The sequence below is a fragment of the Vineibacter terrae genome (assembly GCF_008039615.1).
GTDB classification, from domain to species: Bacteria; Pseudomonadota; Alphaproteobacteria; order Reyranellales; family Reyranellaceae; genus Vineibacter; species Vineibacter terrae.
On the sequence record NZ_VDUZ01000039.1, the window covers coordinates 1 to 20,754 of the forward strand.

Sequence of the window (20,754 nt, forward strand, 5' to 3'; positions counted from 1 at the left end):
CGCCACGGCGCCGTCACGCCAAGACCCAGTGCCAGCACCCGATTCCCGTCCAACCCAACCCCCGCTCCGTCTCTCGGCGAAGGTTACCAACAATTCCCCCCAATTCCATTCGCCACGTCGAGGAGCCGATTGGGAGCTCTCCCGTTTGGTACGGTTCTTCTGCTCGCCTCAGCGATTTCAGGGCAGAATGTGGAGCTTATCCGCTGGGACCCTGAACCTTACATTCAGCGGGCAAGCCCACCCGTCGAGTCTGAGAACTCGAAACGACTGTCGTCAGCGGAGCCATGGACTTTTCCTGATCCCAAGTATTGGGCACACGGTGTGCGTCCCTCGCTTCGTCATTCGTGCCGACGCCCAGACCTGGGGCGTCCGCGCAGGGAGCTTCAACTTTGATCGCCAGGGCGCGATTGGACATGGTGGGCGAATACCTATGGTCGTCCGTCCGGGAACGGGTCGACAGGGCGCCATGTACCGCAGGGGCATGGAAGTCCTAGAACGGCAGCGTTCCGATGGGCAGGATGGTGCCAGTATTCCGGGAAATCCGGTGTGACCCGGATACTTCCGACGCGCCAGGGCACGGCAGGTTGGTGGGCGGGTCGGATTGTCGGCCTCAGAGCTTGAACAGCGCCGGTCAATCGCGCTCCCGACAAAGGGCGCGCATCTCCTTACCCATGACGATGATGCGGTCGCAGGTCGCGATGATCTCTTCCATCTTCCCGTGGATCACTTGCTGCTGCTTCAGGACCTCCTGGAGCATGGCCGCGATGCTTTCGAGACTAGCGGGTTTCTTGGTCATGAGAGGCTCCCCTGGATCTGGCCGCCGACGGCCCTGCGCGATCCGGATACTTCCGACTTGTATGACGCGGAGGGCCTGCACGGTGGCTTGGTCCTAATCTAGGGGTGGGCGTCGTCTCCGTCGTCACAGGTAGTGATTGGTAGCTGTGTTTCTGGAAACTCAGAGAAAGAAGAAAATCCATGGTGGAGAAGGATTGCCATTAGAGGAAGCAAAGACGGCGGCGAAGGTGGTAGTCAGGAAGAGCGCTACCAATCGCACCTGCCATACCGGGACCTGACACGTGAGACTCAAAGGGGTGCCTCCCGAAGGCCACAATCACGTCGGGAGTGAAGATCGGGGAGAGCCGCGAAATCATCGTCGAACATGGACTGATGACGCATGAAGGGGTCAATGGTCTCGCGACCGGGCGACGATCGTGGTCTACAATCGGGCTAAACGTGATGTCTTTTGTGGCTCTTGTGAGAGGGAAAGACGTTCGACAGCATTCTAGGGCGCGTACTCATAGACAGGTCCTACCGATGCAGGCAAGGCAATGGCGCTTTGCCCCCAAAAACGGACATTGGCATAGGACGAAGGGATGTCCGCTATGGGCCAAGAACGGACATCGGCGCGTTTTTGTCAGTGACCTGACATCGCTGCCTTGATAGCTTGATCGATGGAGGGCCGCTCACATGAGACGCCGCGATGTCATCATGGTCTTCGTCGGCGCGTCGTTCACGTGGCCGCTCGCCGCACGGGCGCAGCGATCAGGCGAGGTTCCTACCGTTGGGGTTCTCTACCTGGGCAGCGAGGAAAGCTTCCAGGGGAGGCTTGAAGCGTTCCGCAACGGGCTGCAGTCGAACGGCTTGTCTGAGGGGAAATCTGTTCGCCTTGCGATGCGCTATGCCAATGGTGATGTCGGGGAACTGGCAAGGCTTGCCCGCGAGCTTGAGGCCGCGGGCAGCGTGCTGATCGTCACGTCGGGTAGAACGTCGGTGCAGGCCGTCCGGACGGCTTTACCCAACATGCCCATTGTGATGGCGCCCAGCGCCGACCCGGTGGGAGCGGGTTTCGCGCGTAGCCTGTCGCGACCAGGTGGCAAGATCACCGGTGTTTCGATTCTCGGCAGTGAGCTGAGCGGCAAGCGGTTCCAGCTGTTGAAGGAGATCGTTCCCACGGCCAAGACATTTGCTGTGTTGTTTCATCCGGCAAATCCCGGAAATGAGGTATTCCTAAAGAATTCTATGGCGATTGCCGAAGTGCTGGGGATCGAGATCAAGGAGCGCGCCGTCACGGGGCCGGATGAGATTTCCGATGCGATGGCGTGGGCGGCGCGCCTGCCGGCGGGCGGTGTCTACGTCGGTGCTGACCCGGTGTTCACGCAACACAAGGAGGCGATCTTCCGCACCGCGCTGGCAGCGCGATTGCCGACGATGACGCCTGACATCGGGTATGTGCGGGCCGGCGCGTTGGTTGCGTACGGTCCCGACTCGCTGGAGATGCGGCGGCAAGCAGCCGGCTATGTGGCTGCGATTCTGCGTGGCGCAGAGGCCGGAGATCTGCCGATCGCGCAGCCGACGAAGTTCGAGTTGGTGATCAATCTTAAGACCGCCCGGGCACTCGGGTTGACCGTGCCCGTCACCCTGCTGGCCCGCGCCGACGAGGTGATCGAGTAAGCGGACCCATCATGTCCGCTTCGGGTCAAAAGGCGACCTGCCGGGATCGTCGCCAGATGTCCGCTTTACCCCCGAAAACGGACAATCCCAGATTTATGAGTACGCGCCCTAACTGCGGGGCTGCCGGGCGTGGTCCATCAACGACTCAATGGACCGGACCTCCCTGGCTACCACTGACACCACCCTGGCGATCGTCGTCGGGATCCCGAAACGCCTTCTCAAGCCTCTCCGCCAACGCCGGATCCTCGCTCATTGACGGACATTCGCCGCCGCCCAGTCGGGTGAAGAAGTCAATCAGCTCGCGCTGGACGGCGCCTTCCTCCCACAGCAAGGACCCGGCGATCGCCGTCAGGGTCGCCAACCACTGCTCGCCCAGAGCCAGGCTCATCAGGAACTTCGCGTCGTACTCGATCGCATCGGCCATGTTGGGGATCCACATTAGGGGGATCGGGATCTCGCGGGCTAGGATGGCGGCGATGACGGCCGGCGTGGTGTCCAGCATCTCGGCCAGCCGCCGGTTGGTGAGCTCAGCCTTTTTCATGCCCTTCTCGATGATGTCCACGGCGTCACCGGGCGGGGCGGGTCTGCTTTTCTTTCGCACCAACATGTTCTCCTTCGTCTCAGCGCACGACGCTGCGTGCTGCATATGTAACTGCGACAATCGTTCACGTCTTAGAAGAATTCATTGAAAAATAAGGCAAAAAACAATCTCTCATTGTCTTGCCATCACCTTTGGACCGTCGCATGGCCTGACTTGCGCCAGAACGGACCGGAACCTGTCAGGTTCTGACACCCCGCCGCTGTATGAGGCCCGTTTCTGAGCGAGGGGTGCTCCGTGAAGCTGGAAGGCGACAAGATACGGCTGTTCGCATCGGACTTGATGCGCTTCCAGTCCTGTGCTCACGCGACCGCCCTCGATCTCCGCTACGCGCGGGGGGATGATCTGATGATGCCGGCCGCGGACGATGCGGCAGCCGAGCTGGTGCAGGCGAAGGGCGATGCCCACGAAGCTGCCTACAAGGCTCGTCTGGAGAAGGCCGGGCCGGTTGTCACGATCACCAAAGACGGCCTGACGCTTCAGGATGCCACCGCCGCGACGGTCGAGGCGTTGAACGAGGGGGCGCCACACATCTACCAGGCGGCATTCTCGGACGGGCAGTGGGGTGGTTACGCTGATTTTCTGGAACGGGTCGAACGACCTTCCAGGCTGGGCACGTATTCTTACGAGGTGGTCGACACCAAGCTGAAGCGGTCGGCCGATCCGAAGCACCTGCTCCAGCTTTCGCTCTACGCCGACCTGCTCGCGGGGATCCAGGGCGTGGCGCCTGAGCACGTCCATGTCGAGCTCGGGTCGGGCGAGCGGGCATCGCTTCGGCTGGCAGACTATGCTGCGTACTGCCGGTCGCTGCGACATCGCCTGGAAGCCTTCGTGGCGTCCCCCGCGGAAACGCGGCCGGAACCCAGCGCGGCCTGCTCTCTGTGCCGCTGGCGAGACCACTGCCAGGAGGAATGGGACCGGACGGACAGTCTCAGCCTGGTCGCCGGCAGCACCCGGTCCCAGCGCCAGAAGCTCGAGGCAGCCGGGGTTACGACCATCGCCTCCCTGGCAAAGCGCAAGGCCAGGGTTCCGACGCTGGTGGCAGAGACGCTGGAGCGGCTGACGGTCCAGGCGCGTCTGCAACAAGCCAGGCGGCAGGGTGGACCACCGTCTTTCGAGCTTCGGGCCACCGAGCTCGGTCGCGGCCTTGCCCGGCTGCCCCAGCCCAATCCTGGGGATCTCTTCTTCGATATGGAAGGCGATCCCTATTTCGAGGGTGGTCTGGAATATCTGTTCGGCATCTACCGGGCAGACGAGTCAGAACCGGCGTTCACGCCGATCTGGGCGCATAATCGGGAGGAGGAGGCGAGGGCCACAGTCAAGGTCCTGGCCCTCCTTGATCGCCATATGCAGGCCCATCCAGGGGCTCACATCTACCACTACAACCACTACGAGGTGACGGCTCTGAAGCGGCTGGCGAGCCTGTACGCTGTCGGCGAAGCCGCGCTGGATAGACTACTGCGCGGCAAGCGGTTTGTGGACCTCTACCGGGTGGTGCAGCAGGGCCTGATCGCATCAGAACCGGGTTATTCGCTCAAGGACCTGGAAGTTTTCTATCTGCCAGCCCGTGGGGGCGACGTCGCCACGGCGGCTGATAGCGTCGTCGCGTATGAGAAGTATCGTGAAACCGGGGACTCTTCGATTCTCGAGGAGATCCGTGCTTACAATGAGACCGATTGCCGTTCGACGAAAGGCTTGCGCGACTGGCTTGTCGAGAACGTGCGGCCGGCGGGTAGGCCATGGTTCCGGCCTGCGGCTATCGGAACGGAAGAGCCGGATGTGGACACCGAAGCGGACCCTCACGAAATTGCGCGGCGCAAGCTTTGGGAGCGGTTGAAGCATGATGCTTCTGGGTTGGGTACCAAGCCGCTCGAGCTACTGTTCGAGCTCACAGCATTTCACCGACGCGAGGACAAGCCTGCCTGGTGGGCGATGTTCGACCGCGCCGAGCGCGAGTCCGAGGAACTGACCGACGACCTCGACAGCCTCGGTGGCCTGGAAGCCGCTGGCGCGTCCTGGCCCGTCGCCCATTCCCAAGTCCGCCGCTACCGTTTCCCGGAGCAGGAAACCAAGGTGACTGCGGGCGACACCGTTCGGGTACGCAGCGAGCGTCTATCACGCATCAAGGCTGAGGTGCTCGACCTGGAGCAGCGCACCATCGACCTGAAGTTTGGCCCCAGTGCCGGTAGCCCGCCCCAGGCGCTGGACATTATCCCTGACGGCCCGATCAACAACGCCGTTCTGCGCGACGCGGTGTGGCGTGTCGCCGCGGACATCGCAACCGGTGGGCACCGCTACCCGGCGATCGAAGGACTTCTGAAACGCGAGCCGCCCCGGATCCAGGGCCGCAGGGCTGGAGAGTCGGTCATCGACACGGCGATGGACGTTGTGTCTGCCGTCGTCTCTGCCGTTCGTGATGCCGGAAGCACATGCCTGCCCGTTCAGGGGCCACCCGGCACGGGCAAGACCTACGTGAGCTCGCGCGCGATTCTTGCGCTGCTCAGGGAGGGGCAGCGGGTCGCCGTCACGTCGAACTCGCACAAAGCGATCGACAACCTGCTTCGGGCCGTCGCCAGCGCGGCACGAGAGGAGCGATACCCACTCAAGGCCGTCAAGAAGGTGAACAAGGGTGACGCCGGTCCCGGTGACGACCTGATCAAAGTCGTTCACGACAACAAGGCGCCGGAGCTCCAGGAGTATCCGCTGGTGGCTGGCACCGCCTGGCTGTTCGCCCGCGAGGAGCACGATCAACGGTTTGATTACCTGTTCGTCGACGAGGCCGGACAGGTGTCGCTGGCGAACATCGTCGCCACGGGGACCTGCGCCAAGAACATCGTCCTAGTAGGCGACCCCATGCAGCTCGCGCAGCCAATCCGGGGTGTCCATCCCGGCGACAGTGGCCTGTCGGCGTTGCAGTACGTGTTGCACGGGCATGCGACCGTACCGCCGGACAAGGGGATCTTTCTTCCCGTAACCCACCGCATGCACCCGTCGATCTGCCGGTACGTCTCACAGATCGTCTACGACGGGCGCCTGGCCAGTGAGCCGGACACCGCGCGGCAGCAGATCATCTGGGGCAGCAAGCCGTACAAGGGGCTTCCCACGGCGGGAACAGCCTTCATAGACGTCGAGCACGACGGCAACAGCCAGTCGTCGGTGGAGGAGGCACGGGCGGTCGCCGGCGCGGTCAGTGCCCTGATGGGAAAACGGTTCCGCGATCGCGACGGCAAAAAGCGCGTGATCGGCCTCGACGACATTCTGATTGTCGCCCCATACAACGCACACGTGAACCGGCTGAAGGAGCACCTGCCAGCCGGCGCTAGGGTGGGCACGATCGACAAGTTCCAGGGACAGGAAGCGCCCGTCTGCTTGATCTCGATGGCGACCTCGAGTGGCGACGAGTTGCCACGAAACATTGACTTTCTGTTCAGCACGAACCGTCTGAATGTGGCCATATCACGGGCTCAGGCGCTCGCGGTCGTGTTTGCGAGCCCTCGGCTGCTCGATGTTCCGTGCAGCACGATAGAGCAGATGAAGTTGGTGAACGCCTTGTGTTGCCTGCGAGAGCTTGGCACCGCAGAACTGCGAAGAGGCAGATGACAACTGGATTTGCGGGAGCGTCGTGAAATGCCCGGAACAGAACGACATGATAGCGCTTCGATCCGTCTTGTACGACTGTGAGGGAGTCGCCTTTGGACGGGGTTCCTATTAGATCGGATGGGCCTACTGAAGGTACGATCTCCTACATTAAAAAATTGGGGGATTGGAATGTTGAAATGGTTCAAGGCCGTCTGTCTAACGGCGGCGATGATGTACGTCATCCCAGCTTCGGCAGTAGATCCGACGTTCGATGTCGAACGCTCTTGGAGCGGTGCATTGGTGGTGATGCCGACACTTCCGGGTGTTGATCCTGTGATCGCGCGAATGACCGACGCGATCAACTACAACTACTTTGCCGCTGTCAAACGCGGCACACCAGTTGCGATCTACCTTCATGGCAGTACCGGCATCGAGAAGGGTCATATTCACGACATGAAGGTCCTGGCGCAGGGTGGTTTCATCTCCATTGCGCCTGATTCCTTCAAGCGCAAGGGTCGCAAAATGCAATGCGACTTGAATATGAACTGCGGCGGTTTTCCCGATGCCCACAAATGGCGCATCGAGGAAATACGCTATTCCCTCGTTATGCTGCGGACTCAGCCATGGGTCGACACCAATCGACTGATTCTGATGGGGCATAGCGAAGGAGCGATTGCTGCTGGAAATTGGAGGGGGACGGAATTCCGCGCCGTGATCCTCCATGGTTGGATGTGTCGCAACTATGATGAGCAGACTTCAGGCTTGAAGACCCCGAGCACGGTTCCAGTTCTGAACATCACTTCCAGCAAGGACGAGAAATGGCCCTCGAGGTACTGGGGAACCTGCGAACGTGACCTAAAGGGAAAGTGGCAGGCTCATTGGGAAGTCATTTCCCCCGCTGGTGTGACTGACCACTACCTCGGCGCCCGACCTGAGGTGGAACAAAAGCTGATTGAGTTTGCTCGACGGTTTACTCAGTAGCGAAACATTCTGCCTGACGAGTCTCCAGCAACCGACTTTACGCCGCGGCGCCCCGCGCCCAGGCGCTAGCGATAGTGTTCGCAAGCCCGCGGCTGCCGGACGTGCCGTGCAGCACGATCGAGCAGGTGAAGCTGGTGAATGCGTTGTGTGCGTTGCAGGACTCATCCAGAAACATTGCGACGGTAGTGTGTGCCGAGGATGACTTTGGCAGCAAAGACCGGAGATAAATTGTGACTGACCGCAAATCGATTGCTATGGGGTCCGTCGATGGGCGCCTCTTCCTAGCGCTGGGCTTTGAGGTGAAATCCAATGACGCTCTGCTTTGGTGGGAGCGCCGCGTCGATGGCGACAACGTCATTTTGATCTTGTGCAACAATCCGGATCACTGGGACGCGCCACGCAAGGATGATATTTTCCGCGTCTGCTACGGCCATGAGATGCAAGGCACCGAGACGTGGGTCGGTTGGTGCAGCACGGGCGGGGAAGTCGTGCGCCTATTGGAGGCATACGGATTTTCTTCCGATGAAATGCTTATCGCATGCAATGCCCCTATCGGTATTCAAGAGGGGCGTGAAGACGATGATCTTAGTGGCTAAATGGGGTATGGTACCCTACTATGTTGAAAGGAGCGCTCATGGCTCGTGTAGAGAAACTCGAACGCTTGGATCTCGATAAAAACCGTGTCCACGAGCCTGTCCGTTGCACATACACAATCTTCACGCAGGACAACAAACGGTACATCCAAATTGATACTTATGGGTCTACATCCAGAAAACATAAAGGCGAGAAGAGTCAAACCATTCAGTTCGATCAGGCCGCAGCAATCAAGCTAAGGCAGTTGCTTGACCAAGAGTTCGGATCGTAATGCGGAGGCATCTCGCCCTCAGACGCAAACCGCCATCGGCCATTTTTCCGAAACGTCAACGGTATGCCTGACGGCGTCGGATACGCAGCGCCTGAAGAGCCTTGAGGACGAGAACCGTCGTCTGAAGAAGCTGCTGGCGGAGTCGATGCTGGACGTGGCGGCGCTGAAGGACCTGCTGTCAAAAACTGACCACGCCTACAGCGCGGCGAGAAGCAGCGCATCGTCTCATGGCGGCACACGGCTTCTCACAACGCCGCGCCTGCAGGTTGATCGAGATTGAGCCCAGGACGGTGCGGCAGCGAATGCGGGCGGATGCGCCGGCGGGGCCGCAAGCGAGCCACCGGCAGGCGCGTCCCGATGACCCTGACGCAAGGCCCCAACCAGCGCTGGTCGATGGACGTCACTCGAGGTGTCCAGAACTGACACCCTGGACTGCCATATTCCCGCCGATCGCGGGCCTTGCCCCGCATAAGGACGCAGAGCGGGGGCTTCCGCCATGGCTTACACCATCAATTCCGACTGGATCGCCGCGCGATTGGTGCCGGCGCTGGAAGAAATCTACCGGGACCCCGAACAGGCGATCATGCCGCAGTATCCAGAGTTGCAGCTCGTCATGGCACGCATGGTCATGAAGGACGTGACGGCCAGCGCCGAGGCACGGCAGCACAAGCTCGCGACCTTCATGCGCTGGCATCGTCGCATGGTCCCCGCCATGCAGATCATGACCATGCATATCTGGGCGCGTCGCCGTGGCGAACTCGCCGACAAAAACTGGTTCATGAACCATCCCGACGTTCGACGTTGGTTGGATGAGTTTATCGACGTCACCGACGATCCGTTCTGCGTGCCAGAGGTGACGCCGTTCGGAACCAGCGTTCGCGTCGATCGCCCGCTACCATTCTGATTGAGGCGGTGTCCCAGTAAGGCCGGGTGCGTCTGGCATAAGCCAGCAGGTGCCCGGAACTGACACCTCCGCCCTCCATGTTCCTTTCCATACGGGCACGACACCCGCCCCACTTTACGGATGATCCATGACGCAACGCGACTTGGCCTCTTTCCTCACGACCTTGTCCTTCGGCTCTGCCCAAATCTGCCGCAACCTAACCCTCCTACCGATCCTGTCATCTGAGCGCGGTCCAAGCGGTCTGCTGACGCTCGACGAAGCGCTGTCACGCAGCCTGGTGGAGGTGACAGAGGTCTCCGAAGAAGGTGATGTGCCGCGGCTGTTGTTCCTCAACCATGGCACGGACCCGGTCCTGTTGATCGACGGCGAGGAGCTGGTCGGCGCCCGGCAGAACCGCATCCTGAACCTGAGCGTCCTGGCACCAGGGCACCAGTCCCTGGAAATCCCGGTCTCCTGCGTCGAGCAGGGCCGCTGGGCCTGGAAGTCGCGCCGCTTCACGACCTCAGACCGGGTCATCTACGCCAAGCTGCGGCGGGCCAATGTCGAGTCAGTATCAGCGAGCCTGCGGCGGAGCGGGCGACGGTCAACAGATCAATACCAGGTCTGGAGCGATGTTTCGGCAAAGTCGGCGCGGCTTGACGCCTCATCCGAGACCTGGGCGGCCGGTGCCCTGTATGAACGGCACGCTGCGGACATTGAGGGCTTCGTGAATAGCTTTGCGACCACGGAACGGCAGGTAGGAGCTGCCTTCCTGGTGGACGGCCGGCTGGCGGGCCTGGAGGTGTTCGGATCGACGGACCTGCTGTCGCACCTGTTTCCAAAGATCGTGCGCGGCTACGCCCTCGATGCTCTGGATCGTGAGGAGCCAGGCGGAGCCTCTGATGTCGCTCTGGAGCCGACGGAGGGGTTGGCGGCGCTCGCCAGAAGCCAAGCCACCCGCCACCGTGCCGTTGGGCTGGGCGAAGACCTGCGGCTGACAGCGCCCGGCCTGGTTGGCGCCGGTCTGATCGCCGGCGGCAAGGTCATCCATCTGACTGCCTACCCCAACGTGTCCGTCTGATTTGGTTCGACGGCGTCTTTCAGCCTTTCGCCCGCGCGCCGACCCGCGCGATGAGCCGACCAGAGGGGACTACATGAAGTACCTTCATAGTCAAAATGCGGACTGATCATGCCGATATGGTGCGGATTCATCTGGCCCATCAGACACGACCCCCTCATATCATCCGGCGGTAGAGGTCGTGACGCGCCAGGACTGGCCGTGAACTTGGCCGCAGGTCGACGGACAAAGGTAAGTCTTGGTCGGCGCATGAGGACGAAAACGATGAACAATGGCGCGGGCAGTGCCGCTCATGGGGTGTGTCGTCGGCACATGGGTCAGCGGCCACATCGGGCCGTCAGAGCCGAAAGGGGGGGAGAACGATGACGTTCAAGCGCGTTGCCGGGTCACTTGCGATTGCATCGCAGCTTGCTGCCTGCGGGGGCACCGAGCACTTCGAGCGTGCGATGCAGTCCAATGTCGGTCTGACCGAGCAGTCGCTGGTCGACAAACTCGGTCCACCCGATACCACCTACAAGCTCGAGAACGACGATACCGGCACGAGGTATTTGACTTGGTTGAAGGCCGGCACAGCCGCAAGCAGCAATGCCGAGACGCCGCGCTGTCGCATGACGTTCAAGATAGGCCCCAACAGCATCGTGCAGGCGTACTCTTATGACGGCAACGCCTGCAATGACGGCCGCAGCTCAGGGCCGGGATGGTGGGATGTCGTTGGTACGGTGCTAGTGATTGCTGCAACCGGCGGCCTTCTCTTGTTGGGCGCTGGCAGGTGAACATGCGGTGTTCCGCCGGCCACGGCTGGATGGCGCGCCCGCCGGGAACTGGCTTTCGCTCGAGCGTGCTGCATCTCCCAGCGGCTCCTGCGCGAAACGGTCAGCCAGCCTGGGGCATGATCTCAAAATGAAACACGCTCATGATCAGTATGAAGCCGATGTTCTGGCGGCGCGGCATACGTGCTGTATATGCGAGGCACTTTCGCTGGGCTGCGGGCATTGCGCCGCTGCGTTGCGACGCACCCGAAGCATTGGCGGCGTTGAACAAGCCTTCCACGTCAATCCCTCAGGATCGCTGATCCACCGGACCGCCAACGCCGCCAACGACATCTAGTAGTGGAGATCATGATGCAACGACTTCAGCTCGTCGTGCTGGTGGCGTGCGCCATCGCCGCCAGCGTGGCGACCTTTTTTGGCACCCGCGCTCTTGTTTCGCACGGCGTCGAAAGCGTAGTTGTGCCATTCGTAACCGCCTCAGTCGTCGGCATCGGGCTGGGCTCGATCTGGCACCTCCTGCTCGGCGCCGTACCCAAAGCGCAGGGGACAGGGACCAAGGCCGCGCTCTCCGTCCTGGCCGGCGTGCTCTTCCTCGTGGCGGCAGCCGTCTCGGCCTGGTTCGTCGCGACCGCCATCAGCGGTAATACCGCGGTCCGAACCCATATGGGCGAGCAGATTGCCCAATACCGGACCGCGCTTGCGACAGCTCACAGCAATGTCCTGGTTGAGCAGAACGTTCTGGCGGAACTCACAGGCAGCGCGGCCGCATTTCGGTCAATGGCCGATGCTGAGCAGCAATCGGGTCGGCTGAGTGGCACGAAGGGAGAGGGTGCCGTCGTCGATCGGTTGCGGCGGGTCGCGGACGTCTACGACGGGCTGGCGCGCGAAGGCCGGGCTGTCCGTGACCAGGCGGACCAGTTTCAGCATGCAGGTGCGCTCGCTCTGCGCCAGATGGATGAGATTGTGTCTGTGGCCGAGACCTCCGCTGTCGCGCAGAAGCGCTTCGCAGAGGCGGTCGGCGAGCTCCAGCAGGCCATCACACAGCTTCAGGCGCTGTCCATCCTGCCGGGCATTCGGCGTGCAGGTGTCGTGGACGTGTCGGCAACGGGGCTGAACCCAGGTCAACGCCGCGCCATGGACAATCTCCAGGCCGAGCTGCGCCAGCATGCCGAGCGGCTGGGCCAGTCGGTGGATGCGTTGCAGCGGCAGAAGCGGCCGGTTCAAGTGATCTCCTACCGGCCGATGGGGCCAGGTGAGGCTGTCCTTGAGTATGGCGACCGGGTTGTTGCCGGCTGGGCCGTGGGCATCGGGATCGACGTGCTGCCACTACTGCTCTTCGTGCTCCTGCTGATCAGCGCCAATGACCGGCTGGCTCAGGTGCAGGCGACCGAATCGGACAACCGCCGTCTCCAGGTCGTGGGGAACGACTGATGCCCACGCTCCGCACCCTCTCGCTGGTTGGCGCCGGACTGATCTTCGGTCTGTGGCTCGGCATCGCTGACGCCCGTGAGGGCCGGCAACTCGTTGGCACGGTCACCCACGTCCGCGATGGTGATACGATCGTGGTCAACGGCGTGCCAGTTCGCCTGAATGGACTGCATGCGCCCGAGCTACGCGAGCCCGGTGGCCCGGCCGCCCGTGCTTGGATGATCGAGCATACAAGGGGCGAGCAGGTCGTCTGCCAGCTCAACGGTGATCGCACCCATGATCGCTGGGTTGGGGTCTGCCGGAATCAGGACGGCGATCTGGCGGCGCAGTTGATCGCGGCTGGCTTGGGCCGGGACTGTCCGCGCTGGAGCGGCGGTCGGTATGGGCGGCTTGAGAAGCCTGTCGCCGCGGCAATGACACTGCCGGCGTACTGCTTGAGGCGGTAGGCGCACGCCATCGGCTGCAATGCGACGAGTTTCCCTCGAAAATTGCTGAACTCTATTGTATCTACAACATGACAAGTATTGGGGGGAAACATTGGGGAGCGTCATCTCTGATCTCTGCATGCCATATGCGGATGGGCTCGCTGGCACAGCGAGCTATGCTGATTTCGCCGCGGACCAGTCGCCCGACGTGACAGGCGCCCGAGATCCGGTCGAGCATTCACGCCCGGCCCGCTTTGGTTGCCAACCCGACCTGCGGTTTCAAGAACCGGCTGGCGAACATCCGTTCCACGCTGAGTGGAAGCGACGTCGTCCCCAGGTTCCTTACGCGATACGTCCGTCGATGATGGCAACTGAATGGAGGCAGGGGTCTTGGCCGTACTTGAAGATCTGAAGCCCAATTGCTCGGTTCGCGGCGTGCTGCCAAATGGCATCGTAACAGTCGTTAGCGTGCAGTGGTTCGGTTCCGGTGCCATCGAGCTCACCTACAAGGACGCCGCCGGCAAGGTCGGCAATGAGCTCCTATACCGTGATCGAGAAGCCGATCTGGAGGTCGTTGAGGAAGGGCGGCCCTGGAGTTTCGAGGGCGACGGCGTCCTGTTCCGCCTCGTCTCCGAGGCCCAGCGCATCTACCTTGCTCACCTGTTCGACCTGGTGCTTGCCGTCCACACCTCCGTGGTCGAACCGCTCCCGCATCAGATCACGGCCGCCTACGAGAGCAGACTGTCATGGAAGCATTCGATCTCGGACCAGTTGCGGCCTGTGGTGAAGTGCGACACATGCCAGGAGAAGGACGCGGAACGCAACGCGGTCGCGGCCAACCAGTCCGACATTCTTCTCACGAACTACATGATGCTCGAGCTGCTTTTAACCCGGCAGGACGAGCTTGATGCAAGGGTGATGGGCAACGCACGCGGCCTGAAGTAGCGAAAGGCAGCCTTGCGTGAGGAGGAGGAGTGCGAATAGGCGATGTCTTACGTTGAGGGTCATCGGCAGCGGCTCCGCGACCGCTTCAACGAGAGCGGGCTCGGTGCGTTCGAGAACCACGAGGTTCTCGAGTTGCTGCTGAAATACGCGCTCCCGCGCAAGGATGTGAAGCCGATCGCACACGCCCTCCTCGAACGTCTCGGCTCCCTCTCGAACGTCCTCGACGCGCCGACCGCCGAGCTGGTGAAGGTTGACGGTGTCGGCGAGATTGGCGCAACACTCCTCCACCTGATGCCACGCCTGACCCGCCGCTGCCTCCGCGACCGCTGGGGGCACAAGCCGCAGCTCAACACGCGCGAGGATCTCGGCCCCTTCGTCGTCGACGAACTCGCGACGGCCACCATCGAGGTGTTCCTTCTAGTGCTGCTCACGCATGAGAACCACGTGGTCCGCGCGCTACCACTCCACGAGGGCAGCCTCGCGAGCGCACCAGTCTACCCGCGTCTCATCGTCGAGGCCGCACTCCGGCACCACGCCGCGAAGGTCGTCCTGGCACACAACCATCCCGGTGGCGTGGCGCAGCCCTCCGACGAGGACCTCACCGTCACCCGCACGCTGGTGTCAGTGTTCGATGCACTCGGCGTGCCCGACATCGATCACCTCATCGTCGCTGGACGGCGCACCTTCACTATGGCTGAGGCCGAGTTCCTTCGCGTAGACGCTGGAGCCCCGACATGAGCGTGCCCCTCGAGAAGAACATGGTGATCGAGGGCCCACTGTGGCCCGAGCCGGTGCGCGTGCTGAGCGTCGACCACTTCGGCACGATGTTGCAGGTCGATGCCGTCGGCACCCGCACGCGCCAGTTCTACCCCGGCATCATCGTCACGGCCGCGCAGGTCGAAGCGCTCAAGGTCCTCTCCAGCGCGAAGGGGATGGACTTCTCGGGCGACGCCGAGGCCTTCCATCTCGCCGTCGAGGCCATGCGGATTCGGCTGGCCTACGAGTACGATCCGCACTTCGCGGTTAACGCCTCGACGATTACGCCGCTGCCGCACCAGCTCGATGCGGTCTACCGCTATATGCTGAAGTCGCCGCTCGTCCGCTTCCTCCTCGCGGATGACCCGGGTGCCGGCAAGACAATCATGGCGGGCCTGCTCCTCAAGGAGCTGCGCTTCCGTGGGCTTGCCGAACGCGTGCTCATCGTCGTCCCGCCGCTCGTCGCGCGGCAATGGCAGGAGGAACTCGCGAGCAAGTTCTCCGAGGAGTTCACCATCATCGACAATGGGGTGCTGAAGGCCAACGTCGGCCGCAATCCGTGGACTGAGACCGACCGCTGCATTACCTCAGTGTACTGGGCCGCGCGCGACAACGTGCTCGAGCCGCTCAAGGACGCCGATTGGGACCTCGTTGTCGTCGACGAGGCCCACAAGATGGCCGCGTACCAGCAGGGCGTGCGCTCGCAGAAGACGCGCAAGACGCGGCTCTACCGGCTCGGCGAGGAGCTGTCGGTGCGCACGAAGCACCTGCTCCTGCTCACGGCCACCCCGCACAAGGGCGACCCGGAAAACTTCCGGCTGCTCCTCGAGCTGCTCGACAAGGACCTCTTCGCCGATCGCCAGATCCTCGAAGAGGCGATGCGCTCGTCGGACAACCCGATCATCCTGCGCCGCCTGAAGGAGGAGATGCGCCGCTTCGACGGTTCACCACTCTTTCCGCAGCGCACGGTGAAAACGGTCACCTTCGCCCTAAGCCGGGCCGAGCGCGAGCTGTACGACGAGGTCACCGAGTACGTCGCCGAGCACTTCAACAAGGCGATGCAGAAGGAGAAGCGCACCGTCGGCTTTGCCATGACCATCCTGCAGCGCCGCCTGACGTCGAGCCTCGCGGCCATCACAGCGTCACTCACGCGACGCCACGACCGGCTCCAGACGCTCCTCGATCAGGTGCGCGCCCTCGTCGCCACCACGGCGAAGAGCGTGCTGAAGTCAGACGACAACGACACGGTGCTCGAAGACCTGCTCGGCGGTGCAGAGGTCGAAGACCTCGACGACCTCACCGAAGAGGAGCGCTGGAAGGTCGAGGACTCTTTGGTCGAGCGACTCACCAACGCCGAGTCGATCGAGGAGCTGCAGGCCGAGGTGCTCGCCCTCGAACGCCTCGTGCGTCGCGCGCGTGCAGCGCTCAGCAGCGGCCTCGAGGCGAAGTTCATCAGGCTCACCGACGCGATCCTCCGTGACGGAGGCCTCGCTGCGCGGGGCGAGAAGCTTCTCATCTTCACCGAGGCGAAGGACACGCTCGACTTCCTCGTCGAGCGTGTGCGCGCGCAGGGCTTCACGGTGGCCGTCATCGATGGTTCGCTCTCGATGGAGCAGCGCCGCAGGCAGCAGGAACTATTCCGAGGCCAGGCGCAGGTGATGGTGGCGACGGAGGCCGGTGGCGAGTCCATCAACCTTCAGTTCTGCAACCAGATGGTCAACTATGACATCCCGTGGAACCCAAACCGCCTTGAGCAGCGCATGGGACGCATCCACCGCATCGGACAGAAGAACGAGGTCTTCATTTTCAACCTCGTCGCGACCGACACGCGCGAGGGTGCGGTGCTCGTCGCGCTGCTCAACAAGATGGATGAGATGCGGCGGGGGCTCGGCTCGGACCGCGTGTTCGACCTCGTCGGCGATCTACTCGACGACCACGAGATTTCGCTCTCCGACCTCATCATCTCGTGCATCACGAACCGTCGCCGGCTGCAAGACGCTGTGTCGAGCATCGAGCAGGCCGTAAGCCCACAGCACCAGGCGTCGCTCATCGCGGCCCGCGAGGAAGGGCTCGCGCGTCGCTTTTTGAACCTGCCGGAGCTTCGCCAGGACGCTGCTCGCTCCGAGAGCCACGCGCTGATCCCGGCGCACCTGGAGACGTTCTTCACGCGCTCGCTGGAGCGAAACCGTGGGCGCTGGGAGCGCCGCGCCGACGGCAAGCTCCGCGTCGAGCGCGTCCCGGTGAACCTGCGCCGTGAGCAGGAGGTCGACTTCCGTCGTCGCTTTGGCACCGTCGGCCGCAGCTACCTCTCGCTCTCATTCGACAAGAAGAGGGTCGGCGAGGACGGGCGCACCGAGCTACTTGGCCCCGGCCACGCGCTCTTCGAGTCGGTGCTGCAGGCCGCGCAGGCAAGCTCGTCGGACTCCCTCACGCGCGGCGCCGTGTTCTTCGACGTCGACGCCAAGGGCCCCGAGCTGCTCTGGTTCTTCCGGGGCGTGGTTGGTGATGGCACTGGCCGCGTGCTCTCACAGCGCCTCTTCGCGGTGCGCGAGTTCGGCACGCCGGGCAGCGCCGGCTTCGAGCCCGCGCACCCGATTCGCCTCCACGACCTGAGGCCGCGTACCGATGACCCGCCGCCAACGCCGCTCACGGACTTCGACGTGCGCAAGCACGCCGCCACGCGCTTCTGCCTCGAGACCCTCGTGCCGCGCTTCGTCGAGGATGTCGCGAGCGGCCGCCTCAAGGAGCTGGCGTTGAAGGAGCGCTACCTCGAGCGCTCGTTCCGCGTCGTCATCAGCCGGCACTCCGACCACCTCCTTGGCCTCGAGAGCAAGTCGAGCGCGGGTCAGGACATGACACTTTCCCTCGGCCGTGAGCAACGGCTCATGGACGAAGCCAAGCGGCGCCAGCAGGAGCGCCTCGCCCAGATTCGGCTCGAGCAGCAGCTTGTGCCCCGCGCGCCCGAGTTTCTCGGCGTCGTGACGGTGCTGCCCGCTCCGGCCAACGTCGGCGCGGCGAAGGCCAACGAGAGCGTGCTCGACCAGGTGCGCGCCTACGAGTCGTCGCGAGGCCGCGTCCTCGAAGACGTGCGCCGCGAAGGCGTCGGCTTCGACGCCGTGGCGAGCGACGCCGAGGGCCAGGGCGTCGACTTCCTCGTGGCGCGCGCCGTTGATGGCGACGGCAAGGTGTGGCTCAAGTCCACCGAGTGGACGCAGCTCCAGCACCTGAATAGCCACGCGGCGCTGTACGTGGCCAAGGACGACCAGCTTCTGCGGCTCGCCCCGAAGGACGCAACGACAGCCCAGGTCGATGAAGCGACCCGCCGAGTATCCATCCACATCGACGGGCTGCAGAGGAACGACGGATGAGTGACAAGCGTCTAATTGAGGTTTCTTTCCCTCTTGCGGAGGTGAGCGCGGAGTCGGCGTTCGACAAGTCGACGAAGGGGCACCACGTGCGAAACACGCACCTCTGGTGGTCATGCAAGCCGCTGCCCTCTATGCGCGCAGCCATCGCGGCCAGCCTGCTACCGCCGGGCGATGCCTCCTTCAAGCTCGTCAAGGATGTCGCCAATCGACGCCTCACCGGCTCTCATCTTCACGCGTTCGACGCCGCTCGCGGAAAGGTCGTTCTCGATCCTTTCGGTGGCTCTGGCGCTACTGCAATTGAATCGCTGCGCCTCGGAGCGTCGCCGGTAGTTGGAGACCTGAACCCTGTTGCGTTTCTGGTGCAGCATCTCCTTGTCGAGGCGCTTCCGAAATGGAACGGTGTCCTCCGCAAAAAGGTTGCTTTGCGCGACCCGGTACCTGGCAGCGAGGGCTTCACCGACTTGGTTCGTCGCGCCGGCAGCCGAATTGCTACAAGAGCCCGAGAGTCACTTGCCAAAGCATACCAGGCCAACTCCAGGTCAAGCGAAGATGTTTTCGCGTTCCTCTGGGTACGAACCGCGACGTGTGAGAACCCCGCGTGTCGCCGCCTAGATCCTCTCGCCGCAAACTGGTGGGTTCGCAAGGGCGATGCCCCGCTTGCACTAGAGCTGGATGCGTCGGCGCAAGGCATCGAGTTTCGGATGGTCGAATCCGAGCCGACGCAGGAAGGCACGGTCGCCGCGAGCAAAATTCACTGTCCATACTGTGAACAGATCAGCAGTCGCGGCTATCTGCAGGCTGAGGGGATGGCTGGGAGGATCGGCCACTTTCTCGCCGCGGTCGGTTACCTCGATGGTGAAGGCCGCAAATCGTACCGCGTTGCAAGTAAGAGAGATCGCGAATGCGTAGGCGTCGCCGAGAGCATGCTCGCCTCACGCTCACAAGTTCCTACCAATCCCTTTCCGCAGGATGACTCGAGAAAGTTCACTCCTGCGACGTTTGGAGTGAGGTTGTGGAGCGACCTCCACAACCCGCGCCAAAGGCTGGCGCTCAGCACTTTTGCGATGGAGGTTAAGGCCGAGTTTGATGTTGTGCAGAAAGAGTACATCTCGATTCTCCGCGATGCTGAGGCGGCGGAGTTGGCTCGTGATGTTTGCACCGCGCTGTCGTGCGCCATCGCGCGCATGGCCGATCTGTCTACGATCTGTTGTCGGTGGGAACCGCAGGCGCAAGCCGTTCGGAATCTGTTCACCAGCAAGTACGTCCCGATGATGTGGGACTACGCCGAAGCCAACACTTTGGCGGAGTCGAGTGGCTCGTGGCTTCAGTGCCTCGAGCGAATGACCAAAAGTCTTGAGCAGGCGCCTCGTACAACGACCTCGGGAGTCGTCTACCGGAGTTCTGCGGCGGACATTTCACTCAAGTCTGACTCCGTCGACGTCGTGCTTACCGACCCCCCTTACTACGATGCAATCGCATACGGCGATGCTTCGGATTTCTTCTACGGATGGCACAAGATCGCAATCGGCGAGTTGTATCCAGACGCCTTTGCGACGGATTCAACGCCCAAGCGAAGCGAGATTGTCCAACGTCCTGGTCGGGTGAAGACGGCAGAGCGATTTGAATCCGATATGCGCGGTGCGCTCGCAGAAGTCCGACGTGTGCTCAAGCCAGATGGTATCGCGGTGGTGGTGTTCGCGCACAAAAGCACCGCGGCCTGGGAGACACTGCTGAAGGCTACGCTCGACGCCGGCCTCGTTATTTCGGCCTCCTGGCCGGTCGAAACCGAGATGCCCCAACGCGCCGATGCACACGGAAATGCCTCGCTTGCATCCACGGTGTTCATTGTGTGTCGAAAGAGAAAGAGAGACTCGGACGGGTTTGTTGACGATGTGGAGCCCGAACTCCACGAGCGGCTTCATGAGCGCCTCGACTACTTCTGGTCGCAAGGCATTCGAGGGGCCGACTTCTTCATGTCGGCCATCGGTCCTGCCGTCGAGGTGTTTGGGCGCCACAAGCGTGTCCTGAAGCTGAGCGGCGAAGAGGTGTCGATCGCCGAGCTGCTCGACAAGGTACGCGGCATCGTCGCCGACTACGCGCTCCAGCGCATCGTACGTGGCGAGGCAGCCGGCAACGTCGATGAGCCGAGCCGCTTCTACGTCATCTGGCGCTGGGCCTTCGGCACTTCCGAGGTCGAGAGCGGCGAGGCCATCCACATGGCGCAGTCGATGGGATGCGAGTTCTCGGAACTGGTCGTCGACAGTGGCATGCTGAGCAAGGCGGGCGACAAGGTCACGCTCAAGGGTCCTGTCGACCGCAAGAAGACGAAGGGCCTCGGCGAGCCGGCTGCCACCGGCACCCTGGCCTCACTCATCGACGTTCTCCACCGAGCGGCGAACCTTTGGGCCGCTGGCGAGCGCCAGGACCTCGCGGACTTCCTCGCGACTGCGTTGCCCCCCGGTGGCGCTGACCGCATGCAGCGCCTCGCGCAGAGCATCGTCGACGTGCTGCCTCCGGGCGACAAGGAGCGCGCTCTCTACGAGAACTTCCTGGTCGGAGCACGATCGCTGCCGACGCCGACGAAGAAAGACGAGGCTGCCGTGAAACAACAGAGGCTGTTCTAGGAG

16 protein-coding genes and 1 pseudogene are annotated in these 20,754 nt (G+C 62.6%); 14 read left to right on the forward strand and 3 right to left on the reverse strand.

Going from position 1 to position 20,754, the window contains the following annotated elements; translation table 11 throughout:
• Positions 1-631 precede the first annotated feature (631 nt).
• On the reverse strand, positions 632-796 hold the full coding sequence (locus FHP25_RS40960) for a hypothetical protein (RefSeq protein ID WP_178133837.1): 165 nt from the start codon (positions 794-796) through the stop codon (positions 632-634).
• Between the two features lie 671 nt (positions 797-1,467).
• Between FHP25_RS40960 and FHP25_RS28310 the strand changes: the two genes are divergently transcribed.
• A complete protein-coding gene (locus tag FHP25_RS28310) occupies positions 1,468-2,451 on the forward strand; it encodes an ABC transporter substrate-binding protein (protein ID WP_147850347.1) in 984 nt (327 codons plus the stop codon).
• Positions 2,452-2,596: 145 nt separating this feature from the next.
• Here the strand turns inward: FHP25_RS28310 and FHP25_RS28315 are convergent, their stop codons facing one another.
• On the reverse strand, positions 2,597-3,013 hold the full coding sequence (locus FHP25_RS28315; protein ID WP_147850348.1) for a hypothetical protein: 417 nt from the start codon (positions 3,011-3,013) through the stop codon (positions 2,597-2,599).
• 273 nt (positions 3,014-3,286) lie between these two features.
• On the opposite strand from FHP25_RS28315, the gene FHP25_RS28320 reads away from it, so the two are divergent.
• The 7 genes and pseudogenes from FHP25_RS28320 (at position 3,287) to FHP25_RS28350 (ending at position 11,208) form a co-directional block, all read left to right on the forward strand.
• Positions 3,287-6,649 (forward strand): TM0106 family RecB-like putative nuclease, encoded by a 3,363-nt coding sequence (locus FHP25_RS28320; protein WP_218578663.1) that lies wholly within the window; start codon positions 3,287-3,289, stop codon positions 6,647-6,649.
• Between the two features lie 168 nt (positions 6,650-6,817).
• Complete coding sequence (locus FHP25_RS28325; RefSeq protein ID WP_178133839.1) at positions 6,818-7,609, forward strand: dienelactone hydrolase family protein; 792 nt, start codon at positions 6,818-6,820, stop codon at positions 7,607-7,609.
• Positions 7,610-7,839: 230 nt separating this feature from the next.
• Entirely contained in the window at positions 7,840-8,205 is a 366-nt protein-coding gene (locus FHP25_RS28330) for a hypothetical protein (RefSeq protein WP_147850350.1), read from the forward strand.
• Positions 8,206-8,556: 351 nt separating this feature from the next.
• Positions 8,557-8,744: pseudogene (locus tag FHP25_RS42715) on the forward strand (IS3 family transposase); the annotation flags it as partial.
• A gap of 226 nt (positions 8,745-8,970) precedes the next feature.
• A complete protein-coding gene (locus tag FHP25_RS28340) occupies positions 8,971-9,378 on the forward strand; it encodes a hypothetical protein (protein ID WP_147850352.1) in 408 nt (135 codons plus the stop codon).
• 127 nt (positions 9,379-9,505) lie between these two features.
• On the forward strand, positions 9,506-10,438 hold the full coding sequence (locus FHP25_RS28345) for an ARPP-1 family domain-containing protein (RefSeq protein ID WP_147850353.1): 933 nt from the start codon (positions 9,506-9,508) through the stop codon (positions 10,436-10,438).
• 359 nt (positions 10,439-10,797) lie between these two features.
• The gene (locus FHP25_RS28350; RefSeq protein ID WP_147850354.1) at positions 10,798-11,208 is read left to right on the forward strand and encodes a hypothetical protein; all 411 of its coding nucleotides are present in this window, start codon (positions 10,798-10,800) and stop codon (positions 11,206-11,208) included.
• Between the two features lie 100 nt (positions 11,209-11,308).
• On the opposite strand, the gene FHP25_RS40965 is transcribed toward FHP25_RS28350, so the two are convergent.
• Entirely contained in the window at positions 11,309-11,485 is a 177-nt protein-coding gene (locus tag FHP25_RS40965; protein ID WP_178133840.1) for a hypothetical protein, read from the reverse strand.
• A 68-nt stretch (positions 11,486-11,553) separates the two neighbouring features.
• Here FHP25_RS40965 and FHP25_RS28355 point away from each other — a divergent pair, with 68 nt between their 5' ends.
• The 6 genes from FHP25_RS28355 to FHP25_RS28380 all read left to right on the forward strand — a co-directional run bounded on the left by FHP25_RS28355 (position 11,554) and on the right by FHP25_RS28380 (position 20,751).
• A complete protein-coding gene (locus tag FHP25_RS28355; RefSeq protein WP_178133841.1) occupies positions 11,554-12,636 on the forward strand; it encodes a hypothetical protein in 1,083 nt (360 codons plus the stop codon).
• Positions 12,636-13,079 carry a thermonuclease family protein gene (locus tag FHP25_RS28360; RefSeq protein ID WP_218578665.1) on the forward strand — a complete coding sequence of 148 codons (444 nt, stop codon included), beginning with the start codon at positions 12,636-12,638 and terminating at the stop codon, positions 13,077-13,079. The genes FHP25_RS28355 and FHP25_RS28360 overlap by 1 nt, the downstream gene beginning before the upstream one ends.
• Before the next feature lie 369 nt (positions 13,080-13,448).
• Positions 13,449-14,003, forward strand: coding sequence for a DEAD/DEAH box helicase family protein (locus FHP25_RS41540; RefSeq protein WP_218578667.1), 555 nt, complete (start codon positions 13,449-13,451; stop codon positions 14,001-14,003).
• Positions 14,004-14,045: 42 nt separating this feature from the next.
• Positions 14,046-14,741 carry a JAB domain-containing protein gene (locus FHP25_RS28370; RefSeq protein ID WP_147850356.1) on the forward strand — a complete coding sequence of 232 codons (696 nt, stop codon included), beginning with the start codon at positions 14,046-14,048 and terminating at the stop codon, positions 14,739-14,741.
• Positions 14,738-18,127 (forward strand): DEAD/DEAH box helicase, encoded by a 3,390-nt coding sequence (locus FHP25_RS28375; RefSeq protein ID WP_147850357.1) that lies wholly within the window; start codon positions 14,738-14,740, stop codon positions 18,125-18,127. The genes FHP25_RS28370 and FHP25_RS28375 overlap by 4 nt, the downstream gene beginning before the upstream one ends.
• On the forward strand, positions 18,124-20,751 hold the full coding sequence (locus FHP25_RS28380; protein ID WP_147850358.1) for a DUF1156 domain-containing protein: 2,628 nt from the start codon (positions 18,124-18,126) through the stop codon (positions 20,749-20,751). Before FHP25_RS28375 ends, FHP25_RS28380 begins: the two co-directional genes overlap by 4 nt.
• Positions 20,752-20,754 lie beyond the last annotated feature (3 nt).